At 67.3% G+C, this 19139-nt stretch carries 18 protein-coding genes; 14 read left to right on the plus strand and 4 right to left on the minus strand.

The window, feature by feature from the left end; genetic code table 11:
• Window positions 1–142: 142 nt before the first annotated feature.
• Genes ASC94_RS13555 through ASC94_RS13570 form a run of 4 tightly spaced genes read right to left on the minus strand, consistent with a single transcriptional unit; the run spans window position 143 to window position 3530 of the window.
• Entirely contained in the window at window positions 143–853 is a 711-nt protein-coding gene (locus ASC94_RS13555) for an ABC transporter ATP-binding protein (protein ID WP_056395410.1), read from the minus strand.
• Window positions 850–1617, minus strand: a complete 768-nt coding sequence (locus ASC94_RS13560) for an ABC transporter ATP-binding protein (RefSeq protein ID WP_056395413.1) — start codon at window positions 1615–1617, stop codon at window positions 850–852. Before ASC94_RS13560 ends, ASC94_RS13555 begins: the two co-directional genes overlap by 4 nt.
• Entirely contained in the window at window positions 1614–2603 is a 990-nt protein-coding gene (locus ASC94_RS13565) for a branched-chain amino acid ABC transporter permease (protein ID WP_229417265.1), read from the minus strand. Before ASC94_RS13565 ends, ASC94_RS13560 begins: the two co-directional genes overlap by 4 nt.
• 6 nt (window positions 2604–2609) lie before the next feature.
• The gene (locus ASC94_RS13570) at window positions 2610–3530 is read right to left on the minus strand and encodes a branched-chain amino acid ABC transporter permease (RefSeq protein ID WP_056397855.1); all 921 of its coding nucleotides are present in this window, start codon (window positions 3528–3530) and stop codon (window positions 2610–2612) included.
• 220 nt (window positions 3531–3750) lie between these two features.
• Between ASC94_RS13570 and ASC94_RS13575 the strand changes: the two genes are divergently transcribed.
• The 14 genes from ASC94_RS13575 (at window position 3751) to ASC94_RS13640 (ending at window position 19089) form a co-directional block, all read left to right on the plus strand.
• The gene (locus ASC94_RS13575) at window positions 3751–5373 is read left to right on the plus strand and encodes an AMP-binding protein (protein ID WP_056395415.1); all 1623 of its coding nucleotides are present in this window, start codon (window positions 3751–3753) and stop codon (window positions 5371–5373) included.
• Window positions 5374–5427: 54 nt separating this feature from the next.
• Window positions 5428–6621, plus strand: coding sequence for an ABC transporter substrate-binding protein (locus tag ASC94_RS13580; protein ID WP_056395418.1), 1194 nt, complete (start codon window positions 5428–5430; stop codon window positions 6619–6621).
• Between the two features lie 68 nt (window positions 6622–6689).
• Window positions 6690–9086 (plus strand): bifunctional salicylyl-CoA 5-hydroxylase/oxidoreductase, encoded by a 2397-nt coding sequence (locus ASC94_RS13585; protein WP_056395421.1) that lies wholly within the window; start codon window positions 6690–6692, stop codon window positions 9084–9086.
• Window positions 9083–9889, plus strand: coding sequence for an SDR family NAD(P)-dependent oxidoreductase (locus ASC94_RS13590; protein WP_056395424.1), 807 nt, complete (start codon window positions 9083–9085; stop codon window positions 9887–9889). Before ASC94_RS13585 ends, ASC94_RS13590 begins: the two co-directional genes overlap by 4 nt.
• A gap of 11 nt (window positions 9890–9900) precedes the next feature.
• Window positions 9901–10488: a MarR family winged helix-turn-helix transcriptional regulator gene (locus tag ASC94_RS13595; RefSeq protein WP_082616508.1), complete on the plus strand. Its 588-nt coding sequence runs from the start codon at window positions 9901–9903 to the stop codon at window positions 10486–10488.
• A gap of 11 nt (window positions 10489–10499) precedes the next feature.
• Window positions 10500–11354: an enoyl-CoA hydratase family protein gene (locus ASC94_RS13600; RefSeq protein ID WP_056395426.1), complete on the plus strand. Its 855-nt coding sequence runs from the start codon at window positions 10500–10502 to the stop codon at window positions 11352–11354.
• A 9-nt stretch (window positions 11355–11363) separates the two neighbouring features.
• Window positions 11364–12557 (plus strand): acyl-CoA dehydrogenase family protein, encoded by a 1194-nt coding sequence (locus ASC94_RS13605; RefSeq protein WP_056395429.1) that lies wholly within the window; start codon window positions 11364–11366, stop codon window positions 12555–12557.
• 39 nt (window positions 12558–12596) lie between these two features.
• Window positions 12597–12995, plus strand: a complete 399-nt coding sequence (locus ASC94_RS13610; protein ID WP_056395432.1) for a RidA family protein — start codon at window positions 12597–12599, stop codon at window positions 12993–12995.
• A complete protein-coding gene (locus ASC94_RS13615; protein WP_082616509.1) occupies window positions 12992–14725 on the plus strand; it encodes a 3-hydroxyacyl-CoA dehydrogenase in 1734 nt (577 codons plus the stop codon). Before ASC94_RS13610 ends, ASC94_RS13615 begins: the two co-directional genes overlap by 4 nt.
• On the plus strand, window positions 14712–15896 hold the full coding sequence (locus tag ASC94_RS13620) for an acyl-CoA dehydrogenase (protein ID WP_056395433.1): 1185 nt from the start codon (window positions 14712–14714) through the stop codon (window positions 15894–15896). The genes ASC94_RS13615 and ASC94_RS13620 overlap by 14 nt, the downstream gene beginning before the upstream one ends.
• A gap of 25 nt (window positions 15897–15921) precedes the next feature.
• Complete coding sequence (locus ASC94_RS13625) at window positions 15922–16830, plus strand: alpha/beta hydrolase (protein WP_056395437.1); 909 nt, start codon at window positions 15922–15924, stop codon at window positions 16828–16830.
• Between the two features lie 167 nt (window positions 16831–16997).
• Window positions 16998–17597 (plus strand): FMN-dependent NADH-azoreductase, encoded by a 600-nt coding sequence (locus ASC94_RS13630; protein ID WP_056395440.1) that lies wholly within the window; start codon window positions 16998–17000, stop codon window positions 17595–17597.
• 58 nt (window positions 17598–17655) lie between these two features.
• A complete protein-coding gene (locus tag ASC94_RS13635) occupies window positions 17656–18534 on the plus strand; it encodes a pirin family protein (RefSeq protein WP_056395444.1) in 879 nt (292 codons plus the stop codon).
• Between the two features lie 84 nt (window positions 18535–18618).
• Window positions 18619–19089 (plus strand): hypothetical protein, encoded by a 471-nt coding sequence (locus ASC94_RS13640; protein ID WP_056395447.1) that lies wholly within the window; start codon window positions 18619–18621, stop codon window positions 19087–19089.
• Window positions 19090–19139 lie beyond the last annotated feature (50 nt).

Here is a 19139-nt window from a genome sequence, read left to right on the forward strand (position 1 = left end):
CGTGCGCCCCCGCTATGCCCCCGTTGCGCTCCGTAGGGCGGGTTAGCGCAACGCGCGTAACCCGCCGTGCGGTCCGCCATCGTTATCTCCACGTAGGGCGGGTTAGCGCGCAGCGCGTAACCCGCCGTGCGCCGCCCGCGCCTCACACCCCCACGTAGCGGTGCCACACCTCCGGCGCCGCGCGCAGCGTCGGCGAATCGCCCGACCACACCACCTTACCACGCTCGATAATGGTATGCCGGTCCGCAAACCGCGTCAGCCGCTCCACGTACTTGTCGATCACCAGCGTGGTCTGTCCCACGCTGCGCAGGCGCTCCAGGCAAGCCCAGATCTCCTCGCGTATCAGCGGCGCCAGCCCTTCCGTGGCCTCGTCCAGTATCAGCAAATGCGGATTGGTCATCAGCGCGCGGCCGATGGCCAGCATCTGCTGCTCGCCGCCGGACAGCTGCTTGCCCATATTGTGCGCACGTTCCTTCAAACGGGGAAACAGCTCATAGATACGCGCCAGGGTCCACGGCTCGGCCGACTGCGCCCGGTTGGCCGAAAAGGCCACCAGGTTCTCCTCCACCGTCAGGTTGGGAAATATCTGGCGCCCCTCAGGCACAATGGCCAGCCCCGAGCGGGCGATGCGGTCGGTGGCCATGCCGTCGATGCGCTGCCCGTTGAATTCAATGCTGCCCTTGCCGATCCGGTTCAGCCCCAGGATAGAGCGGATGGTGGTGCTCTTGCCCATGCCGTTGCGGCCCAGCAGCGTGGCGATGTCGCCGCGCCTGATCTCGAACGTCACGCCGAACAGCACCTGGCTGCTGCCGTAGGCCGCCGTAATGTCCTGCACCTTCAGTATCGCGCTCATGCCGCCACCTCGTCGCCCAGTTCGTCGCCCAGATACGCCTTTTTCACGTCCGCATTGCAGCGGATCTGGTCCGGCGTGCCGGTGGCGATCACGCGCCCGGCCACCAGCACCGAAATCCTGTCCGCCATGCGGAACACGGCATCCATGTCGTGCTCGATGATGAGCACCGCAATCTCCGGCCGCAGGCTTTCGATCAAAGGAATCATCTCCACCGATTCCTCGTGCCCCATCCCCGCCATTGGTTCATCGAGCAACAGCAGGCGCGGACGCGTGGCCAGCGCCAGCCCCAGCTCCAGCTGGCGCTGCGCCCCGTGCGCCAGGCTGCCGGCCAGCCGTTCCACGTTCTGCCCCAGCCCTACCCGCTCCGCCAGCGCGCGCGCCTCCTCGAACATGGCGCGCTCGCCGAGCGCCGGGCGCCAGAAGCGCATGCTGGAGCCGCTGCGTGCCTGCACCGCCAGCGCCAGGTTGTCCAGCACCGAAAAGCGCGGGAAGATATTGGTGATCTGATAGGAGCGCGCCAGCCCGGACTGCACCCGCAGGTGCATCGGCACGCGCGTCACGTCGGCGCCGGCAAAGGTGATGCGCCCGCTGTCGGAGGCCAGCGCGCCCGAGATCTGGTGGATCAGCGTGGTCTTGCCCGCGCCGTTGGGGCCGATGATGGCGTGGATTTCGCCCGCGTTCACGGTGAGGTTCAGGTGGTCGGTGGCGGTCAGGCCGCCGTAGCGCTTGACCAGGCCTTGCAGTTCCAGCAGCGGGCTGCTCATGTGCGTTCTCCTTTGAATCGGTCCGCCAGGCTGGCCATCCCCTTGGGCAGCAGCAGCACCACCACCAGCAGTATCACGCCCAGCGGCAGCTGCCAGTGCTCGGTATAGCCACCCAACACTTCCTCCAGCACCAGCAAGGCAAAGGCGCCCAGCACGCCGCCCCAGAAATAGCCCGCGCCGCCGAGGATCACCATCACCATCAGGCTGCCGGACTGGGTCCAGTGCACCAGGCTGGGGCTGACCAGCATGTTCTGGTTGGCGATCAGCGCGCCGGCCAGGCCCGCCAGTGCGCCGGCCATGGCGAAGCAGGTCAGCTTGTAGCGGAATACCGGGTAGCCGATGGCGGCCATGCGCGTTTCGTTGTCACGCACCGCCTGCAGCACGCGGCCAAAGCGCGAATTGACCAGGCGGTGCAGCAGCAGCAAGCAGCCCGCCAGCAGCGCCAGCACCACGTAATAGAAGGCCGTGTCGCCCGCCAGGTCCACGCCCGGCACGCCCAGGGAGGAGCGCGACATCAGGTTCAGGCCGTCCTCGCCGCCGTAGCTGCGCAGCGAAATGAACAGGTAATACACCATTTGCGCGAACGCCAGCGTGATCATGATGAAGTAGATGCCGCGCGTGCGCAGGCACAGCGCGCCGATGGCCAGCGCCATCAGGCCGCCCACCAGCATGGCGGCCGGCCAGCTGATCCAGGCCGACACCACGCCGTGCTGCATCAGGATGCCGACCGCGTAGGCGCCGGCGCCGAAATAGGCCGCGTGGCCCAGGCTGACCATGCCGCCGAAGCCGAGGATGAGATTGAGGCTGCTGGCCGCCAGCGCGAAGATCATCAGGCGGCACGCCATGCTGATATAGAACTCCTGGCCCAGCGCTTGCGCGCCCCATGGGAAAGCCAGGAACAGCGCCAGCAGTACCAGGGTGCGCGGCAGGGGAATGCGGTGGTGCAGATTGCTGTGCAGGGTGGTTTGCAAGGTGGTGTCCATCATGGGCTCCTAGCCGCGTGCAGGGAACAAGCCCTCGGGTTTGAAAAACAGCACCGCCGCCATCAGGATGTAGATCAGCATCGATGACAGCGCCGCGCTCAGGTCGGCCATCAGTCCGTCCGGCGCCAGCGCGCGGGTCAACACGGGCAGCAGCGTGCGGCTCAGCGTATCGACCATGCCCACCAGCAGGGCGCCGGCCAGCGCGCCCCGGATCGAGCCGATGCCGCCGATGACGATCACCACGAACGCCAGGATCAGGATGCCCTCCCCCATGCCCGACTGCACCGTGAGTATGGGCCCGAGCAAGGCGCCCGCCAGGCCGCACAGCGCGGCGCCAAAGGCAAACAGCAGCGTGAACACGCGACCGATGCTGGCGCCCATCACCACGGCCATTTCACGGTTCGACGCACCGGCCCGCACCACCATGCCGATGCGTGTCTTCACCACCACGAAGTACAGCAGCAGCGCCACGGCCAGGCCGGCGCCAATGATGAACAGGCGGTAGGAAGAGTAGCTGAAGTGTTCCGTGAACTGCACCGGCGTGGCCAGCGCGGGCGGCACGTTGAGCGAGATCGGCGCGGCGCCCCACAGCATGCGCGCGGCCTGGTTGAAAATCAGGATCAGTGCAAAGGTGGCCAGCACCTGGGACAAGTGGTCCCGCCCATACAGCCGACGCACCACCGCCAGCTCCAGCACCACGCCCAGCAGCGCCGTGGCGCCCACCGCCAGCAGCAAGCCCAGCCAGTAGGAGCCGGTCAGCCCGGTGAAGCTGGCGGCAAAATAGGCGCCCGCCATATACAGGGAACCGTGCGCCAGGTTCACCAGGTCCATAATGCCCAGCACCAGCGTCAGCCCGGCCGCCAGCAAAAACAGCATCAGCCCGAATTGCAGGCCGTTCAGGCCGTGCTCAATCAGCAGTGCGATATCCATGCCCATCCCTCTCGAAGAAGCGCCTTGAAAATTACTTTAAGCTTCAAGCATGCTACCCGAATTTGGCTCAGCATCAAGCTATTTCGCTCGCGGCCGGCGCTTTTTTTCACGCCGGGATATTTTTCTTGACGCTTAATTATTTTAAGCTTAAAGTATATTTCAATCGCAGTAACCCGGCAGTTCGGACTCCCCCGCAGACATCGTCAACACGGAGCAGGAAATGATCGCTACAGGCTACACGGACACCTACGCACGGGACAATTTGCCGCCACGCGATCAGTGGCCGGACATGGAACCCACGCTGCCGGAACTGCACTATCCGGACCGCCTGAACTGCGCCGCCGCACTGCTGGACGAGATGGTGGCCAAGGGCCACGGCGCCAGCCCCGCCATCCACAGCCATGAAGGCACGTGGACCTATGCGGCGCTGCTGGAAAAAGTGGACCGCATCGCCCACGTGCTGCGCGGTCCGCTGGGCCTGCAAGCCGGCAACCGCGTGCTGCTGCGTGGCGCCAACAGCCCCATGATGGCGGCCTGCGCGCTGGCGGTGCTGAAGGCGGGCTGCATCCTGGTGCCCACCATGCCGCTGCTGCGGGCCAAGGAGCTGTCCGTCGTCATCGACAAGGCCAGGGTCAACGCCGTGCTGTGCTCCGCCGCGCTGGCCGGCGAACTGGAAGGGGCGCGCAGCCAGACCGGCATGGCCGGCCCTGCCCTCTACTTCGGCGACGCGGAGGCGGCCGGCAGCCTGGAACAGGCGATGGCCGGCCAGCCGGCCAGCTTCAGCGCGGCCGACACCGCCGCCGACGACGTCTGCATCATCGGCTTCACGTCCGGCACCACCGGCGTCCCCAAGGGCACCATGCACTTCCACCGCGACGTGCTGGCCATCTGCGACTGCTTCCCGCGCTCCACGCTGCGCTCGGAGGCAAACGACGTCTTCATCGGCACGCCGCCGCTGGCCTTCACCTTCGGCCTGGGCGGCCTGCTGCTGTTCCCCTTGCGCGTAGGGGCCTCCGCCGTGCTGCTGGAACGCCTGACGCCGGACCTGCTATTAAAAGCTATCCAGGACTTCCGCGCCACCGTCTGCTTCACCGCCCCCACTTTCTACCGGCTGATGGCGCCGCTGGCCGGCGGCTACGACCTGTCTTCGCTGAAGAAGGCGGTTTCGGCCGGCGAAGCGCTGCCCAAGGCCACGCGCACGCTTTGGCGCGAGAGCACCGGCCTGGAAATCATCGACGGCATCGGTGCTACCGAAATGCTGCACATCTTTATCTCCGCCGCCGGCGACGCGGTGCGGCCCGGCGCCACAGGCAAGGCCATTCCCGGCTACCAGGCCTGCGTGCTCGGCCCAGACGGCGAAGTGCTGCCGCCCGGCGAAGTGGGCCAGCTGGCCGTCAAGGGCCCCACCGGCTGCCGCTACCTGGACGACCCGCGCCAGCAGCAGTATGTGCGCAACGGCTGGAACCTCACCGGCGACGCCTACCGCATGGACCAGGACGGCTATTTCTGGTACCACGCGCGCACCGATGACATGATCATCTCGGCTGGCTACAATATCGCCGCGCCGGAAGTGGAAGAGGCGCTGATGTGCCACGCGGCCGTGGCCGAATGCGCCGTGGTCGGCTGGCCGGACGAGGAGCGCGGCCAGATCGTCAAGGCCTTCGTGGTGCTGCGGCCGGGCCACGACGCCGGCGCCGCGCTGGCGCGCGCCCTGCAGGAACACGTGAAGCAGACGGTGGCGCCGTACAAGTACCCGCGCGCCGTAGAATTCCTGGACGCGCTGCCGCGCACCCAGAGCGGCAAGCTGCAGCGCCATGTGCTGCGCAGCGCGCCGCCCAAATGAGCTTTTGCCAACCATAACAAGCATACCCACCCACCACCCTGCCAGGAGCCGCCAGTGAAACTTACCGCCATCACCCTACGCCACACCGCCCTCGCCGCCGCAGCAGCCGCCGCCCTGGCAGGCGTGGCCGCCCCGGCATCCGCCGCCGACAGCGTGAAGGTGGGCATGGTCACCACACTGTCGGGCGCGGGCGCCGGCTTGGGCGTGGACATCCGCGACGGCTTCGCGCTGGCGCTCACCCACCTGGGCAACAAGATGGGCAACCTGCCGGTGGAAGTCATCACCGGCGACGACCAGCAATCGCCCGACGTGGCCAAGCAGCTGGTCGACAAGATGATCAAGAAGGACAAGGTCGATTTCATGAGCGGCATCGTGTTCTCCAACCTGATGCTGGCGGTCGGCCCCACGGTGTTCAATTCCAAGACCTACTTCGTCAGCGCCAACGCCGGGCCCTCGCAGTACGCGGGCGAGCAGTGCAACCCCTATTTCTACAACGTCGCCTGGCAGAACGACAATCTGCACGAGGCGGTGGGCCAGCAGGTGCAGCAGCGCGGTTTCAAGAACGTGGCCCTGATCGCGCCGAACTACCCGGCCGGCAAGGACGCGCTGGCCGGCTTCAAGCGCTACTACAAGGGCAACGTGGCCGGCGAAATCATGACCAAGCTGGGGCAACTGGACTACGGCGCCGAAATGGCGCAGCTGCGCGCCATGAAGCCGGACGCGGTATACATCTTCCTGCCGGGCGGCATGGGCGTGAACTTCATCAAGCAGTTCGTCGACGCCGGCCTGTCCAAGAACCTGCAGCTGTACGGCCCGGGCTTCTCGGCCGACGAAGACATCATCCGCGCCGTGGGCGCGCCCATGCTGGGCATGTTCAACGCGTCCCAGTGGGGCCACGACATCGACAACCCGCAGAACAAGCGCTTCGTGGCCGACTTCGAGAAAACCTACGGCCGCCTGCCCAGCCTGTACGCATCCCAGGGCTACGACGCGGCCATGCTGATGGATTCGGCGGTGCGCACGGTGAAGGGCAACCTCGCCGACAAGGCGGCCGTCGGCAAGGCCCTGCAGGCGGCAAACTTCAAATCCGTGCGCGGCGACTTCAAGTTCAACCGCAACCACTATCCGGTGCAGAAATACTACGCGCGCATGATAGGCAAGGACGCACAGGGCCGCATCACCAACCGCACGCTGGGCGTGGTATTCGACGCCCACCAGGACGCCTACGTCGGCGCCTGCAAGTTATAACAACGTAGGGCGGGTTAGCGCAACGCGCGTAACCCGCCGCGCCGCAGACACAGGAACAAGGAGTCACGATGAACATCACATGCATAGGCGGCGGACCGGCCGGGCTGTATTTCGCCCTGCTGATGAAAAAACAGGATCCCGCCCACCAGATCACCGTCGTCGAGCGCAACCGCCCCTACGACACCTTTGGCTGGGGCGTGGTGTTCTCGGACCAGACGCTGGGCAACCTGGTCAACGCCGACGAGCAGACCGCGCGCACCATCCTGCAGGCCTTCAACCACTGGGACGACATCGACACCCACTTCAAGGGCGCCACCGTCACCTCGGGCGGCCACGGCTTCTGCGGCATCGGCCGCAAGCGCCTGCTCAACATCCTGCAAAGCCGCTGCGAAGAATTGGGCGTGAAACTGGTGTTCGAGACCGACGTGGCCGACGACCAGGAAATCACGGCGGCCTACAACGCCGACCTGGTGATCGCCAGCGACGGTTTGAACAGCCGCATCCGCACCCGCTACGCCGCCAGCTTCCAGCCCAACATCGAGCAGCGCCAGTGCCGCTTCGTCTGGCTCGGCACCAAGAAGCTGTTCTCGGCCTTCACCTTCGCGTTCGAGGAAACCGAGCATGGCTGGTTCCAGGCGCACGCCTACCAGTACGACGGCGACACCTCCACCTTCATCGTCGAAACGCCGGAAGAGGTCTGGCGCAAGGCGGGCCTGGACGAGATGAGCCAGCAGGAATCGATCGCCTTCTGCGAGCGCCTGTTCGCCAAGCACCTGGACGGCAATGCCCTGATCAGCAACGCCACCCATCTGCGCGGCTCGGCCGCCTGGATCACCTTCCCGCGCATCATCTGCAACAACTGGGTGCACTGGAATCAGAAGGATGACAAACGCATCCCGGTCGTCCTGATGGGCGACGCCGCCCACAGCGCCCACTTTTCGATCGGCTCCGGCACCAAGCTGGCACTGGAAGATGCAATCGAGCTGGCGCGCTGCTTCGAGCAGCATGGCGGCCAGGGCATGGAACAGGTGCTGGACGCCTACCAACAGGTGCGCGCCGTAGAAGTGCTGAAGATCCAGAGCGCCGCCCGCAATTCCATGGAATGGTTCGAAAACGTGGAGCGCTACACCGCCATGGAGGCGCAGCAGTTCGCCTACTCCATGCTCACGCGCAGCCAGCGCCTGTCGCACGAGAACCTGCGGGTGCGCGACGCCGGCTACGTGGACCGCTACGAGCGCTGGATCGCGGAGCAGGCCTATGCCCAGGCCGGGCTGCCGCCCCCGCCCGCCGGCCGCCACAGCATTCCGCCCATGCTCACGCCCTTCAAGCTGCGCGGCACGGTGCTGAAGAACCGCATCGTGGTCTCGCCCATGGCCCAGTATTCGGCGGTGGACGGCGTGGCGGGCGACTACCACCTGGTGCACCTGGGCGCGCGCGCCATGGGCGGCGCCGGGCTGGTGTTCGCGGAAATGACCTGCGTCTCGGCGGACGCCCGCATTACGCCGGGCTGTCCCGGCATGTACGCGCCGGAGCATACGGCGGCCTGGAAGCGCATCGTGGAATTCGTGCACAACAACACCAGCGCCAGGATCGCGCTGCAGCTTGGCCACGCCGGCGCCAAGGGTTCCACCCGCCGCGCCTGGGACGGCATCGACCAGCCGCTGGAGAGCGGCAACTGGCCGCTGGTGTCGGCCTCCGAACAACAGTACCTGCCCGGCGTGTCGCAAACGGCGCGCGCCGCCACCGCAGGAGACATGGAGCGTATCAAGAGCGATTTCGTCTCCGCCACCGTGGCGGCGGCCGAAGCGGGCTTCGACTGGCTGGAACTGCACTGCGCGCACGGCTACCTGCTGTCGTCCTTCATCTCGCCGCTGACCAACCACCGCCAGGACGAGTACGGCGGCTCGCTGGAGAACCGCTGCCGCTATCCGCTGGAAGTGTTCAGGGCCGTGCGCGCCGCCTGGCCGCAGGACAAGCCGATCAGCGTGCGCATATCGGCGCACGACTGGGTGGAAGGCGGCATCACGCCGGACGACGCGGTGGCCATCGCCCGCCTGTTCAAGGAAGCCGGCGCGGACATGATCGACTGCTCCTCAGGCCAGGTGAGCAAGCAGGAGAAGCCGGTCTACGGCCGCATGTTCCAGACGCCGTTTGCCGACCGCGTGCGCAACGAGGCGCGCATTCCCACCATCGCGGTGGGGGCCATCTTCGAAGCAGACCATGCCAACAGCATCATCGCCGCCGGCCGTGCGGACCTGTGCGCCATCGCCCGTCCGCACCTGGCCAACCCGGCCTGGACGCTGAACGAGGCAGCCAAAATCGGCTACCTGGACGTGGAATGGCCGCAGCAATACACGGCGGGCAAAGTGCAGCTCGAACGCAACCTGGAGCGCGAGCGCCAGATCGCCGCTGCCAACAGCGGCATGACGCCGCAGCAAATCGCGGCCAAGCTGCTGGAAGGATGATCATGAGCCACGGTCCCCTGCATGGCAAGCACGCCCTGGTGACGGGCGGCGGGCGCGGCATCGGCAGCGCCATCGCGCACGCCCTGCTGCTGCAAGACGCACGCGTTACGCTGGCCGGCCGCACCGAGGCCGTGCTGGCGAAGACGGCGAGCGAGCTGGCGACCGCGCTGGCAAATGCGTCTGGCCCCGCCGACATTGACTTCGTCACCATCGACGTCGCCGACCGCGAGTCGGTCGACCTGGCGCTGGCCGAGGCTGCGCGCCGCCACGGCCGCATCGACATCCTGGTCAACAACGCCGGCCAGGCCGCCTCCGCGCCCTTCGGCAAAACCGGCAGCGATATCTGGCGCCAGATGATGGCGGTGAACCTGGACGGCACCTACCACTGCATCCAGGCCGCGCTGCCTGGCATGCTGGCGGCGGGCTGGGGCCGCATCATCAACATCGCCAGCACTGCCGGGCTGACCGGCTACGCCTACGTGTCCGCCTACTGCGCCGCCAAGCACGGCGTGATCGGCCTGACCCGCTCCCTGGCGCTGGAACTGGCCACCAAGGGCATCACGGTCAATGCCGTCTGCCCCGGCTACACCGAAACCGACATCGTGCGCGACGCCATCGCCAACATCATGGCCAAGACCGGCCGCAGCGAAGAACAGGCGCGCGCCGAACTGGCGGCCGGCAACCCGCAAAAACAACTGATACAGCCCGACCAGGTGGCCGATGCCGTGGCCTGGCTGTGCCAGCCTGGCGCCGGCGCCATGACCGGGCAGTCGCTGGCCGTGGCCGGCGGCGAGATCATGTAAGGAAACACGGAATGACACGCAAAACCCCGGCTACCCCTGCGCCGCAGCACACAGACAGCGCCCATGCGGCGCAGGCAGGGCATGCAGCCCATGCAGCCCACGCGCCCCAGACCGCCCAGGTATTCGACCTGGAATCCCGCCTGACGCAGGACCACCACCAATCGCTCAAGCTCTGGCTGCGCATGCTCTCCTGCACCACCATGATAGAGAGCGAAATCCGCACCCGCCTGCGCAACGAATTCGGCATCACCCTGCCCCGTTTCGACCTGATGGCGCAGCTGCAGCGCCACCCCGAAGGCCTGCGCATGGGCGAACTGTCCAAGCGCATGATGGTCACCGGCGGCAACGTCACCGGCATCACCGACCAGCTGGAGCACGAAAAGCTGGTACTGCGCGTACCCGATCCGAAAGACCGCCGCGCCTACAGCGTCAAGCTCACCGCCGCCGGGCGCCGCTCCTTCGAGCGCATGGCGCAGGTGCACGAAGGCTGGATCGCCGAGCTGCTGGACGGCCTCTCGGTCAAGGAAAAGAACGACATGATCGCGCTGCTCTCGCGCATGAAAGGCCATCTGAGCGACGGCCACCACCAAGACGAATAAGGAACACCGCCATGCGCTACCTCCAAGGAACCCCGCACCAGCTCCCCGGCAACAGCCAAACGCTGGCAACCTACCAGGCCTCCCACTTCAAGTTCGACGTGAGCGGCGGCGTCGCCACCGTCACGCTGAACCGCCCCGAGCGCAAAAACCCGCTGACCTTCGACTCCTACGCCGAGCTGCGCGACCTGTTCCGCGCGCTGGCCTACGCGGACGACGTGAAAGCCGTCGTCATCACCGGCGCCGGCGAGAACTTCTGCTCCGGCGGCGACGTGCACGACATCATCGGCCCGCTCACCAAGCTGGACATGCCCGGCCTGCTGGCCTTTACGCGCATGACGGGCGACCTGGTGAAAGCCGTGCGCGCCTGCCCGCAGCCGGTCATCGCCGCCGTGGACGGCATCTGCGCCGGCGCCGGCGCCATCCTCGCCATGGCTTCAGACATGCGCCTCGGGACGGAGCGCAGCAAGACCGCCTTCCTGTTCACGCGCGTGGGCCTGGCCGGCTGCGACATGGGCGCCTGCGCCCTCTTGCCGCGCCTGATCGGCCAGGGCCGTGCTGCGGAACTGCTGTACACCGGCCGCTCCATGGGCGGCGCGGAGGCCGAGCGCTGGGGCTTCTTCAACAGCCTCCACGCGCCGGACGGGCTGCTGGCAGCCGCGCAGGCCCTGGCGCAAGGCCTGGCCACCGGCCCCACCTTCGCGCACGGCATGACCAAGAAGATGCTGCAGCAGGAATGGAACATGGGCGTGGACGAAGCCATCGAAGCGGAAGCGCAGGCCCAGGCCATCTGCATGGCCACCAATGACTTCCACCGCGCCTACCACGCCTTCGTGGCCAAGCAAAAACCCGAATTCGAAGGCAACTAAGGAGCCGCCATGTCCGACAAAAATTACCTGAACTGGCCCTTCCTGGAGCCGCGCCACCGCCAGCTGGAACAAGAGCTGGACAGCTGGGCCGCGCAGCACGTATCACAGCACGTATCACAGCACGCATCACAGCACGCCGCACAACACCATGAGCAAGACGTGGACGCAGCCTGCCGCACGCTGGTGACCCAGCTGGGCCAGTCCGGCTGGCTGGCGCACGCCATTGCCGGCACCCGCCACGGCGGCGGCGCGGACGTGATCGACACCCGCGCCCTGTGCCTGATCCGCGAAACCCTGGCCCGCCACAACGGCCTGGCCGATTTCGCCTTCGCCATGCAGGGCCTGGGCTCCGGCGCCATCAGCCTGTTCGGCAGCGACGCCAACCGCGAAACGTACCTGCCCCGCGTGGCGCGCGGCGAGGCCATCGCCGCCTTCGCCCTGTCCGAGCCGCAGGCCGGCTCCGACGTGGCGGCCATGCAGTGCGCCGCCGTGCAGGACGGCGACAGCTACGTTCTGAACGGCGAGAAGACCTGGATCTCCAACGGCGGCATCGCCGACTTCTACGTGGTCTTCGCCCGCACCGGCGAACAGCCGGGCGCGCGCGGCATTTCCGCCTTCATCGTGGACGCGAGCACGCCGGGCTTCGAGATCGCCGAACGCATCAACGTCATCGCGCCGCACCCGCTGGCACGTCTGAAGTTCGACAACTGCCGCATCCCCGCCGCGCAGCGCCTGGGAGAAGCTGGCCAGGGCTTCAAGGTGGCCATGGCCACCCTGGACGTATTCCGCACCTCGGTGGCTGCCGCTGCGCTGGGCTTCGCCCGCCGCGCGCTGGACGAAGCGCTGGCGCACGCCAAGCAGCGCAAGATGTTCGGCCAGACCCTGGCGGACTTCCAGCTGACGCAGGCCAAGCTGGCGCAGATGGCCACCGGCATCGACGCCGCCGCCCTGCTCACCTACCGCGCCGCCTGGCAGCGCGACCAGGGCAAGAACGTCACCAAGGAAGCGGCCATGGCCAAGCTCACCGCCACCGAAACGGCGCAGCAGGTGATCGACGCGGCGGTGCAGATGTTCGGCGGCCTGGGCGTGGTGAGCGAGCATCCGGTGGAACGGCTGTACCGCGAAATCCGCTCGCTGCGCATCTACGAGGGCGCCTCCGAAGTCCAGCAGCTGATCATCGCGCGCGAAATGCTGCGCGCCTGATCCGACACCATTCAACCGAGCACAAACGAGAGGTTCACCATGCAATTCCTGCAACCACCAGGCTGGGTACAGCCCAAAGGCTACGCCAACGGCGTGGCCGCCAGCGGACGCACGGTCTGCGTCAGCGGCATGATAGGCTGGGACGCGGAAGGCCGCTTCCACACCAGCGACTTCGCCGGCCAGGTTGAACAGACCCTGCGCAACATCGTCGCCGTGCTGGCCGAAGCCAACGCCGGGCCGGAGCACGTGGTGCGCATGACCTGGTACGTCACCGATAAAAAAGAGTACGTCGCCGCCTACAAGGAAATCGGCGTGGCCTACCGCGCCGTGTTCGGCCGCCACTTTCCCGCCATGACGGCGGTGCAGGTGGCGGGCCTGATCGAGGACGAGGCCAAGGTGGAAATCGAAGTCACAGCCATCGTGCCGGAAGCCGCATGACTGGGCAGCCGACGGGGCGGCCGATAGCGCAGCCGGCAACGCAGCCGGCAGGGCAGCCGGCCGGCACGCCGGCTCCGGCCGCCGGACCGGCGCCACTGCCCGCCCGGCTCACGCTCGGCTTGGCCGGCGCCGGCGCCATGGGGCGCGGCATCGCGCAGGTGGCCGCGCAGGCCGGCATCGACGTGCTGCTGTACGACGTACAGGCCGGCGCCGCCGCCAAGGCCGTGGCAACAGTGCGTGGGCAGTTCGCCACGCTGGCGGCCAAAGGCAAGCTCACCGCCGCAGCCGCCGACACGGCCAGCCAGAAGCTGCACGCAGCCGCCACGCTGGACGCGCTGGCCGGCTGCGGCATCGTCATCGAAGCCATCGTCGAACAGCTGGACGCCAAGCGCGCGCTGTTCGATGCGCTGGAAGCCATCGTCAGCGACGACTGCGTGTTGGCCACGAATACCTCCTCCCTGTCCGTGACGGCCATCGCCGCTGGCGCGCGCCTGCCGGGCCGCATTGCAGGCTGCCACTTCTTCAACCCCGTGCCGCTGATGAAAGTGGCGGAAGTGATCGCCGGCGCGCTGACCGGCCCCGAGGCCACGCAAGCGCTGACCGCCTTCGTCCAGCGCATCGGCCACACGCCCGTGCAGGCCAGCGACACGCCCGGCTTCATCGTCAACCACGCCGGGCGCGGCTACCTCACCGAGGCGCTCAGGATCGTGCAGGAGACCGTGGCCGGCGTCGAACAGGTGGACGAGGTGCTGCGCAGCGCCGCCGGCTTCCGCCTCGGCCCCTTCCAGTTGCTCGACCTGACTGGCCTGGACGTCTCGCACCCGGTAATGGAATCCATCTACCGCCAGTACTACCAGGAGCCGCGCTACCGTCCCAGTCCCATCACCGCACAGCGCCTCGCCGCTGGCCTGCTGGGCAAAAAAACCGGCCGGGGCTTCTACAGCTATCCCGGCGCCGGTCCCGCCCCGGACGACCACGCAGCCGGCCCTGCCGCTCCTGCCGACGTAACCGCCGCAACCGCCGCCACGGCATCCGCGCTCCAGGCCCCGCCTCAACCGCAGCCATGGTCCGGCCCGATCTGGATCGACGCCTCCGACGCCGGCACTTACACCGCCTTGGCCACTCTGCTGCGCGGCCTCGGCGCCGACATCGACGCCGCGCCCCGCCCGTCCGCCGGCGCCTTGTGCCTGGTGGCCCCGCTTGGCGAAGACGTCAGCGCCTGCGTTGCCCGCTTAGACCTGGACCCGGCACGCACGCTCGGCATCGACCCGCTCTGCGCCGCCAACGGCCAGCTGCCCGGCCACGCCACGCTGATGCTCAGCCCCGCCACCGACACCGGCCTGGCAGCCAGCCTGCTCGCCCTGTTCCAGCAAGCCGGCCACCCCGCCACGCTGATCAACGACAGCGCCGGATTCATCGTCCAGCGCGTGCTGGCCACCATCATCAACATCGGCTGCGACATCGTCCAGCAAGGCATCTGCTCCCCGGCCGACCTCGATAGCGCCGTCACGCTCGGCCTGGGCTACCCGCGCGGGCCGCTCGCCTGGGGCAACCACCTCGCCCCGCAGCGCGTGCTCACCATCCTGCGCAACCTGCAGCAGCTGACAGGCGACCCGCGCTACCGCCCCAGCCCCTGGCTGGTGCGCCGCGCCCAGCTCGGCCTCTCGCTACACCACATCAACGGCACCGCCCCATCCAACAAACAGGAGAACACACATGGCCCACGCTAAAGCATCCTTCCAATGGGACGATCCGCTGCTGCTGTCCGCCCAGCTCACGGACGAAGAACGCATGGTGCGCGACGCGGCCCAGGTCTACTGCAACGAGCGACTCGCCCCGCGCGTGCTGGAAGCGTTCCGCCACGAACGCACCGACCCCGCCATCTTCCGCGAAATGGGCGAACTGGGCCTGCTGGGCGCCACCATCCCCACCGAGTACGGCGGCGCGGGCCTGAACTATGTCTGCTACGGCCTGATCGCACGCGAAGTCGAGCGCATCGACTCCGGCTACCGCTCCATGATGAGCGTGCAAAGCTCGCTGGTCATGGTGCCCATCAACGAATTCGGCAGCGAAGCGCAAAAGCAGAAGTACCTGCCCAAGCTCGCCAGCGGCGAATGGATAGGCTGCTTCGGCCTGACGGAACCCAACCACGGTTCAGACCCCGGCAGCATGGTCACGCGCGCCCGGACCGTCCCGGGCGGCTACGCGCTGTCCGGCGCCAAGATGTGGATCACCAACAGCCCGATCGCCGACGTGTTCGTGGTCTGGGCCAAGACCGACGACGGCCAGATCCGCGGCTTCATCCTGGAGAAAGGCTGGAAAGGCCTGAGCGCCCCGGCCATCCACGGCAAGGTCAGCCTGCGCGCCTCCGTCACCGGCGAGATCGTGATGGACGAGGTGTTCGTCCCGGAAGAGAACCTGCTGCCCGAAGTGTCCGGCCTGCGCGGTCCCTTCACCTGCCTGAACTCGGCCCGCTACGGCATCGCCTGGGGTGCGCTGGGCGCCGCCGAATTCTGCTGGCACACCGCGCGCCAATACACCATGGACCGCAAGCAGTTCGGCCGCCCGCTGGCCGCCAACCAGCTGATCCAGAAAAAGCTGGCCGACATGCAGACCGAAATCACGCTCGCCCTGCAAGGCTGCATGCAGCTCGGACGCATGAAGGATGCCGGCACGGCGGCGGTGGAAATCACCTCCATCATGAAGCGCAACTCCTGCGGCAAGGCGCTCGACATCGCCCGCACCGCGCGCGACATGTTGGGCGGCAACGGCGTATCCGACGAATTCGGCGTCATCCGCCACATGGTCAACCTGGAAGCGGTCAACACCTACGAGGGGACGCACGACGTGCACGCCCTCATCCTCGGCCGCGCGCAGACCGGCATACAGGCCTTCTGCTAATCCGCCCGGCGCGCAAGGAGACCGCATGCGGAGCAAAGCCAGCACCCCGGACGGCGCCAGGCAGGACCCCGCCGCGCTCTACCAGGGCTACAGCGCGGCGGAACTGGACCGCCAGTACAACGCCCGGGCCACCGTGCCCGACGCCACGGTCTACCTGCGCGCCTACGCCGAACAAAGCGCCGCCGCGCGCGCCGCGCTGCCCTGCCACTGCGGCGTGGCCTACGGCGGGCACGTAGACGAACAGCTCGACATTTTCCCCGCGCCGAAGCCCGGCAGCCCGGTGCTGCTCTACATCCACGGCGGCTACTGGCGCGCGCTGTCGAAGGACGACTCCAGCTTCATGGCCGCCACCTTCACCGCAGCCGGCGCCACCGTGGTGGCGGTCAACTACTCGCTCGCGCCCGGCGTGACGTTGGACCGCATCGTGGACCAGAACCGCCGCGCGCTCGCATGGGTGCACCGGCATATCGCGCAATACAACGGCGACGCGGGCAAGGTTTATCTGTGCGGCAGTTCAGCTGGCGGCCATCTGGTCGGCATGCTGCTGGCGCCAGGCTGGCAGCAGGCGCATGGCCTGCCGGCCGTCGCAGCGGCGGGCGCCTGCCCGGTCAGCGGCCTGATGGACCTCGCGCCCATCCCCGCCACGCACATCAACGAGTGGTGCAGGCTGGATGCCGCAGCGGCGCGGCGCCTCAGCCCCATCCACCACCTGCCCGACCAGGGCGGCCCGCTGCTGGCCTGCGTCGGCGCCACCGAGACCGCCGAATTCCGCCGCCAAAGCCGCAGCTACGCCGACGCCTGGCGCGCCAAAGGCCTGCCGGCCGAGTACCTGGAAGTCCCGGGCACCAATCATTTCGACGTGGTGCTGGAACTGGCCAAAGCCGAGAGCCAGCTCACGCGCACGCTGCTGCGCATGATGGGTCTCGGCAGCTAGCTTCCCCCGGCCGCCCTGCATCGCCCCCTCACCGCGGCCCACGGTGGCGCTTGCCCGATTGTTCCACTGATGGGTCAATGAAACCCATTTAGCCAGCTTAATCTATCTTTTTGGGACTGTTAAAGTACATCCATCGCAGCACATAACCCAACACGAAGGAAACGACCATGAACATCCTGCAAATCAACTCCAGCGCCCGCAGCACCGGTTCCGAATCCACCCGCCTGGCGGACTCCATCGTGGCCAAGCTGGCCGCTGCCAATCCCGGCGCCGCAATCGAGCGCCGCGACCTGGCCGCCAATCCGCATCCCGTGATCGACGAGCCTACCCTGCAGGCCCTGTTCACCCCTGCCGACCAGCGCACGCCGGAGCAAGCGGCCCGCGTGGCCCTGGACGACGCCCTGATCGCCCAGGTGCAGGCAGCGGACGTGATCGTGATCGGCGCGCCGATGTACAACTTCGGCATCACCGTGCAGCTCAAATCGTGGTTCGACGCCATCGCCCGTGCCGGCGTCACCTTCAAGTACGGCCCGACCGGCCCGGTCGGCCTGCTGACCGGCAAAAAAGTCTACGTGGCCGTGGCCCGTGGCGGCCTGCACCGCGGCGCAGCCAGCGACACTCAGCTGCCGCACGTGAAGATGTTCCTGAACTTCGTCGGCCTGAACGACGTGCAGGTGGTCTACTCGGAAGGCCTGGGCATGGGTCCGGAAGCCGTCGCCAAGGCCCAGGCCGAGGCCGATGCGCAAGTGAACGCGGTACTGGCGTAAGCGGCCATAGCAGCGAAGAGTAACGGGCAGGCGGCGCAAACAACCAAGGAGTATGGAAATGACACAAGTAATCTCGGAAAACGTGCAGCAATCGCGCGGTGTGGAGCGCATCATCAACGGCCAGGCCGTGATGGACGGCGCGGGCGTGAAAATCAACCGTGTCCTGACCCAGCCTTTGCAGCGCCGCCTGGACCCGTTCCTGATGCTGGACAATTTCGGCAGCGATACCGCCAACGACTACATCGCCGGCTTCCCCGAGCACCCGCACCGCGGCTTCGAGACGGTGACCTATATGCTCACCGGCCGCATGCGGCACAAGGACAGCGCCGGCAACGAAGGCCTGCTGACCAACGGCGGCGTGCAGTGGATGACGGCCGGGCGCGGCGTGATCCACTCGGAGATGCCGGAGCAGGAAGAAGGCCGCATGGAAGGCTTCCAGCTGTGGCTGAACCTGCCCGCCAAGGACAAGATGCGCGCCCCGTGGTATCGCGACTTCAACGCCGAGCAAGTGCCGTCGTTCGGCACCGAAGGCGCGCAAGTGCGCGTGATCGCCGGCAGCAGCCATGGCGTGGCCGGCGCGGTCCAGCGTGAAGTGACCGAGCCGATCTACCTCGACGTGGAACTGAAGGCGGGCGCCAGCTTCAGCCAGCAGATCCCGGCCGGGCACAACGCCTTCGTGTTCACCTATCGCGGCGGCGTGCACATCGGCGGCAAGCCGGTGGCCAGCGGCCGCATGGCGATCCTGGAAAACGCCGCCGGCGCCGACGGCGTGACGGTGCAGGCGGCTGAAGGCAGCCGCTTCATCCTGATCGCCGGCAAGCCGCTGAACGAGCCGATCGCCCAGTACGGCCCCTTCGTGATGAACACGCAGGCCGAGCTGATGCAGGCGGTGGACGACTTCCGCGCCGGCAAGCTGGGCGAAGAGGCCCACGCCTAAGGCAATCAGGCAGCAACGGTCAAACCAGCCTCTGGGGGAAGCGACGCCCCCAGGGCTGTCCGCGTTTTCCGCTAAAATGTCCGCATGACATCCCCACTCATCGGTTGGCTCAAACATCTGAGCCGTATCTGCGGCTTCGACACCGCCGACTCCTTCCCGCCCGGCCACCCGCACGCGCGCACGCGCTGGAACGCCGCGTATTTCGACATTGCCCCGGACGTGAAAGCGGACGAGATGGAGCGCCGCATCTGCGAGGCCATCGGCAACACGCCGCTGGTGTTCATCCACATCACCGCGCCCACGCCGCGCATGCAGCGCGCGCTGCTGGGCGTAATCGAATCGCGGCTGCGGCACAACAACGGCAAGGAAGCGGCGCAGCTCGCTGCGCTGCTGATCAAATCCTACCAGAGCCCGCACACGGTGGAAGCCATGCCCGGGCTGCGCCAGGCCATCGACAGCACCCGCGACGAAGAAGCCCCCGCCCGCGTGCGCGCCCTGCTCGAATTCCTCAACAGCATGCAATCGCCCTACGACGTCATCGAAATGCGCCAATAACCGCGTCGCCCTCACATCCTCCTACAACCAGCCTCAGCCGCATTTTCCCG

The sequence above is a fragment of the Massilia sp. Root418 genome (genome assembly GCF_001425265.1).
Taxonomy (GTDB): domain Bacteria; phylum Pseudomonadota; class Gammaproteobacteria; order Burkholderiales; family Burkholderiaceae_D; genus Rugamonas.

Excerpts from the sequence above, each read along its gene's own strand:
- ASC94_RS13630 (WP_056395440.1), top strand. The coding sequence starts at position 16,998 with ATGAACATCCTGCAAATCAACTCCAGCGCCCGCAGCACCGGTTCCGAA.
- ASC94_RS13625 (WP_056395437.1), top strand. The coding sequence starts at position 15,922 with ATGCGGAGCAAAGCCAGCACCCCGGACGGCGCCAGGCAGGACCCCGCC.
- ASC94_RS13555 (WP_056395410.1), bottom strand. The coding sequence starts at position 853 with ATGAGCGCGATACTGAAGGTGCAGGACATTACGGCGGCCTACGGCAGC.
- ASC94_RS13620 (WP_056395433.1), top strand. The coding sequence starts at position 14,712 with ATGGCCCACGCTAAAGCATCCTTCCAATGGGACGATCCGCTGCTGCTG.
- ASC94_RS13575 (WP_056395415.1), top strand. The coding sequence starts at position 3,751 with ATGATCGCTACAGGCTACACGGACACCTACGCACGGGACAATTTGCCG.
- ASC94_RS13565 (WP_229417265.1), bottom strand. The coding sequence starts at position 2,603 with ATGATGGACACCACCTTGCAAACCACCCTGCACAGCAATCTGCACCAC.
- ASC94_RS13585 (WP_056395421.1), top strand. The coding sequence starts at position 6,690 with ATGAACATCACATGCATAGGCGGCGGACCGGCCGGGCTGTATTTCGCC.
- ASC94_RS13570 (WP_056397855.1), bottom strand. The coding sequence starts at position 3,530 with ATGGATATCGCACTGCTGATTGAGCACGGCCTGAACGGCCTGCAATTC.
- ASC94_RS13615 (WP_082616509.1), top strand. The coding sequence starts at position 12,992 with ATGACTGGGCAGCCGACGGGGCGGCCGATAGCGCAGCCGGCAACGCAG.
- ASC94_RS13590 (WP_056395424.1), top strand. The coding sequence starts at position 9,083 with ATGATCATGAGCCACGGTCCCCTGCATGGCAAGCACGCCCTGGTGACG.
- ASC94_RS13560 (WP_056395413.1), bottom strand. The coding sequence starts at position 1,617 with ATGAGCAGCCCGCTGCTGGAACTGCAAGGCCTGGTCAAGCGCTACGGC.
- ASC94_RS13595 (WP_082616508.1), top strand. The coding sequence starts at position 9,901 with ATGACACGCAAAACCCCGGCTACCCCTGCGCCGCAGCACACAGACAGC.
- ASC94_RS13610 (WP_056395432.1), top strand. The coding sequence starts at position 12,597 with ATGCAATTCCTGCAACCACCAGGCTGGGTACAGCCCAAAGGCTACGCC.
- ASC94_RS13640 (WP_056395447.1), top strand. The coding sequence starts at position 18,619 with ATGACATCCCCACTCATCGGTTGGCTCAAACATCTGAGCCGTATCTGC.
- ASC94_RS13635 (WP_056395444.1), top strand. The coding sequence starts at position 17,656 with ATGACACAAGTAATCTCGGAAAACGTGCAGCAATCGCGCGGTGTGGAG.
- ASC94_RS13600 (WP_056395426.1), top strand. The coding sequence starts at position 10,500 with ATGCGCTACCTCCAAGGAACCCCGCACCAGCTCCCCGGCAACAGCCAA.
- ASC94_RS13605 (WP_056395429.1), top strand. The coding sequence starts at position 11,364 with ATGTCCGACAAAAATTACCTGAACTGGCCCTTCCTGGAGCCGCGCCAC.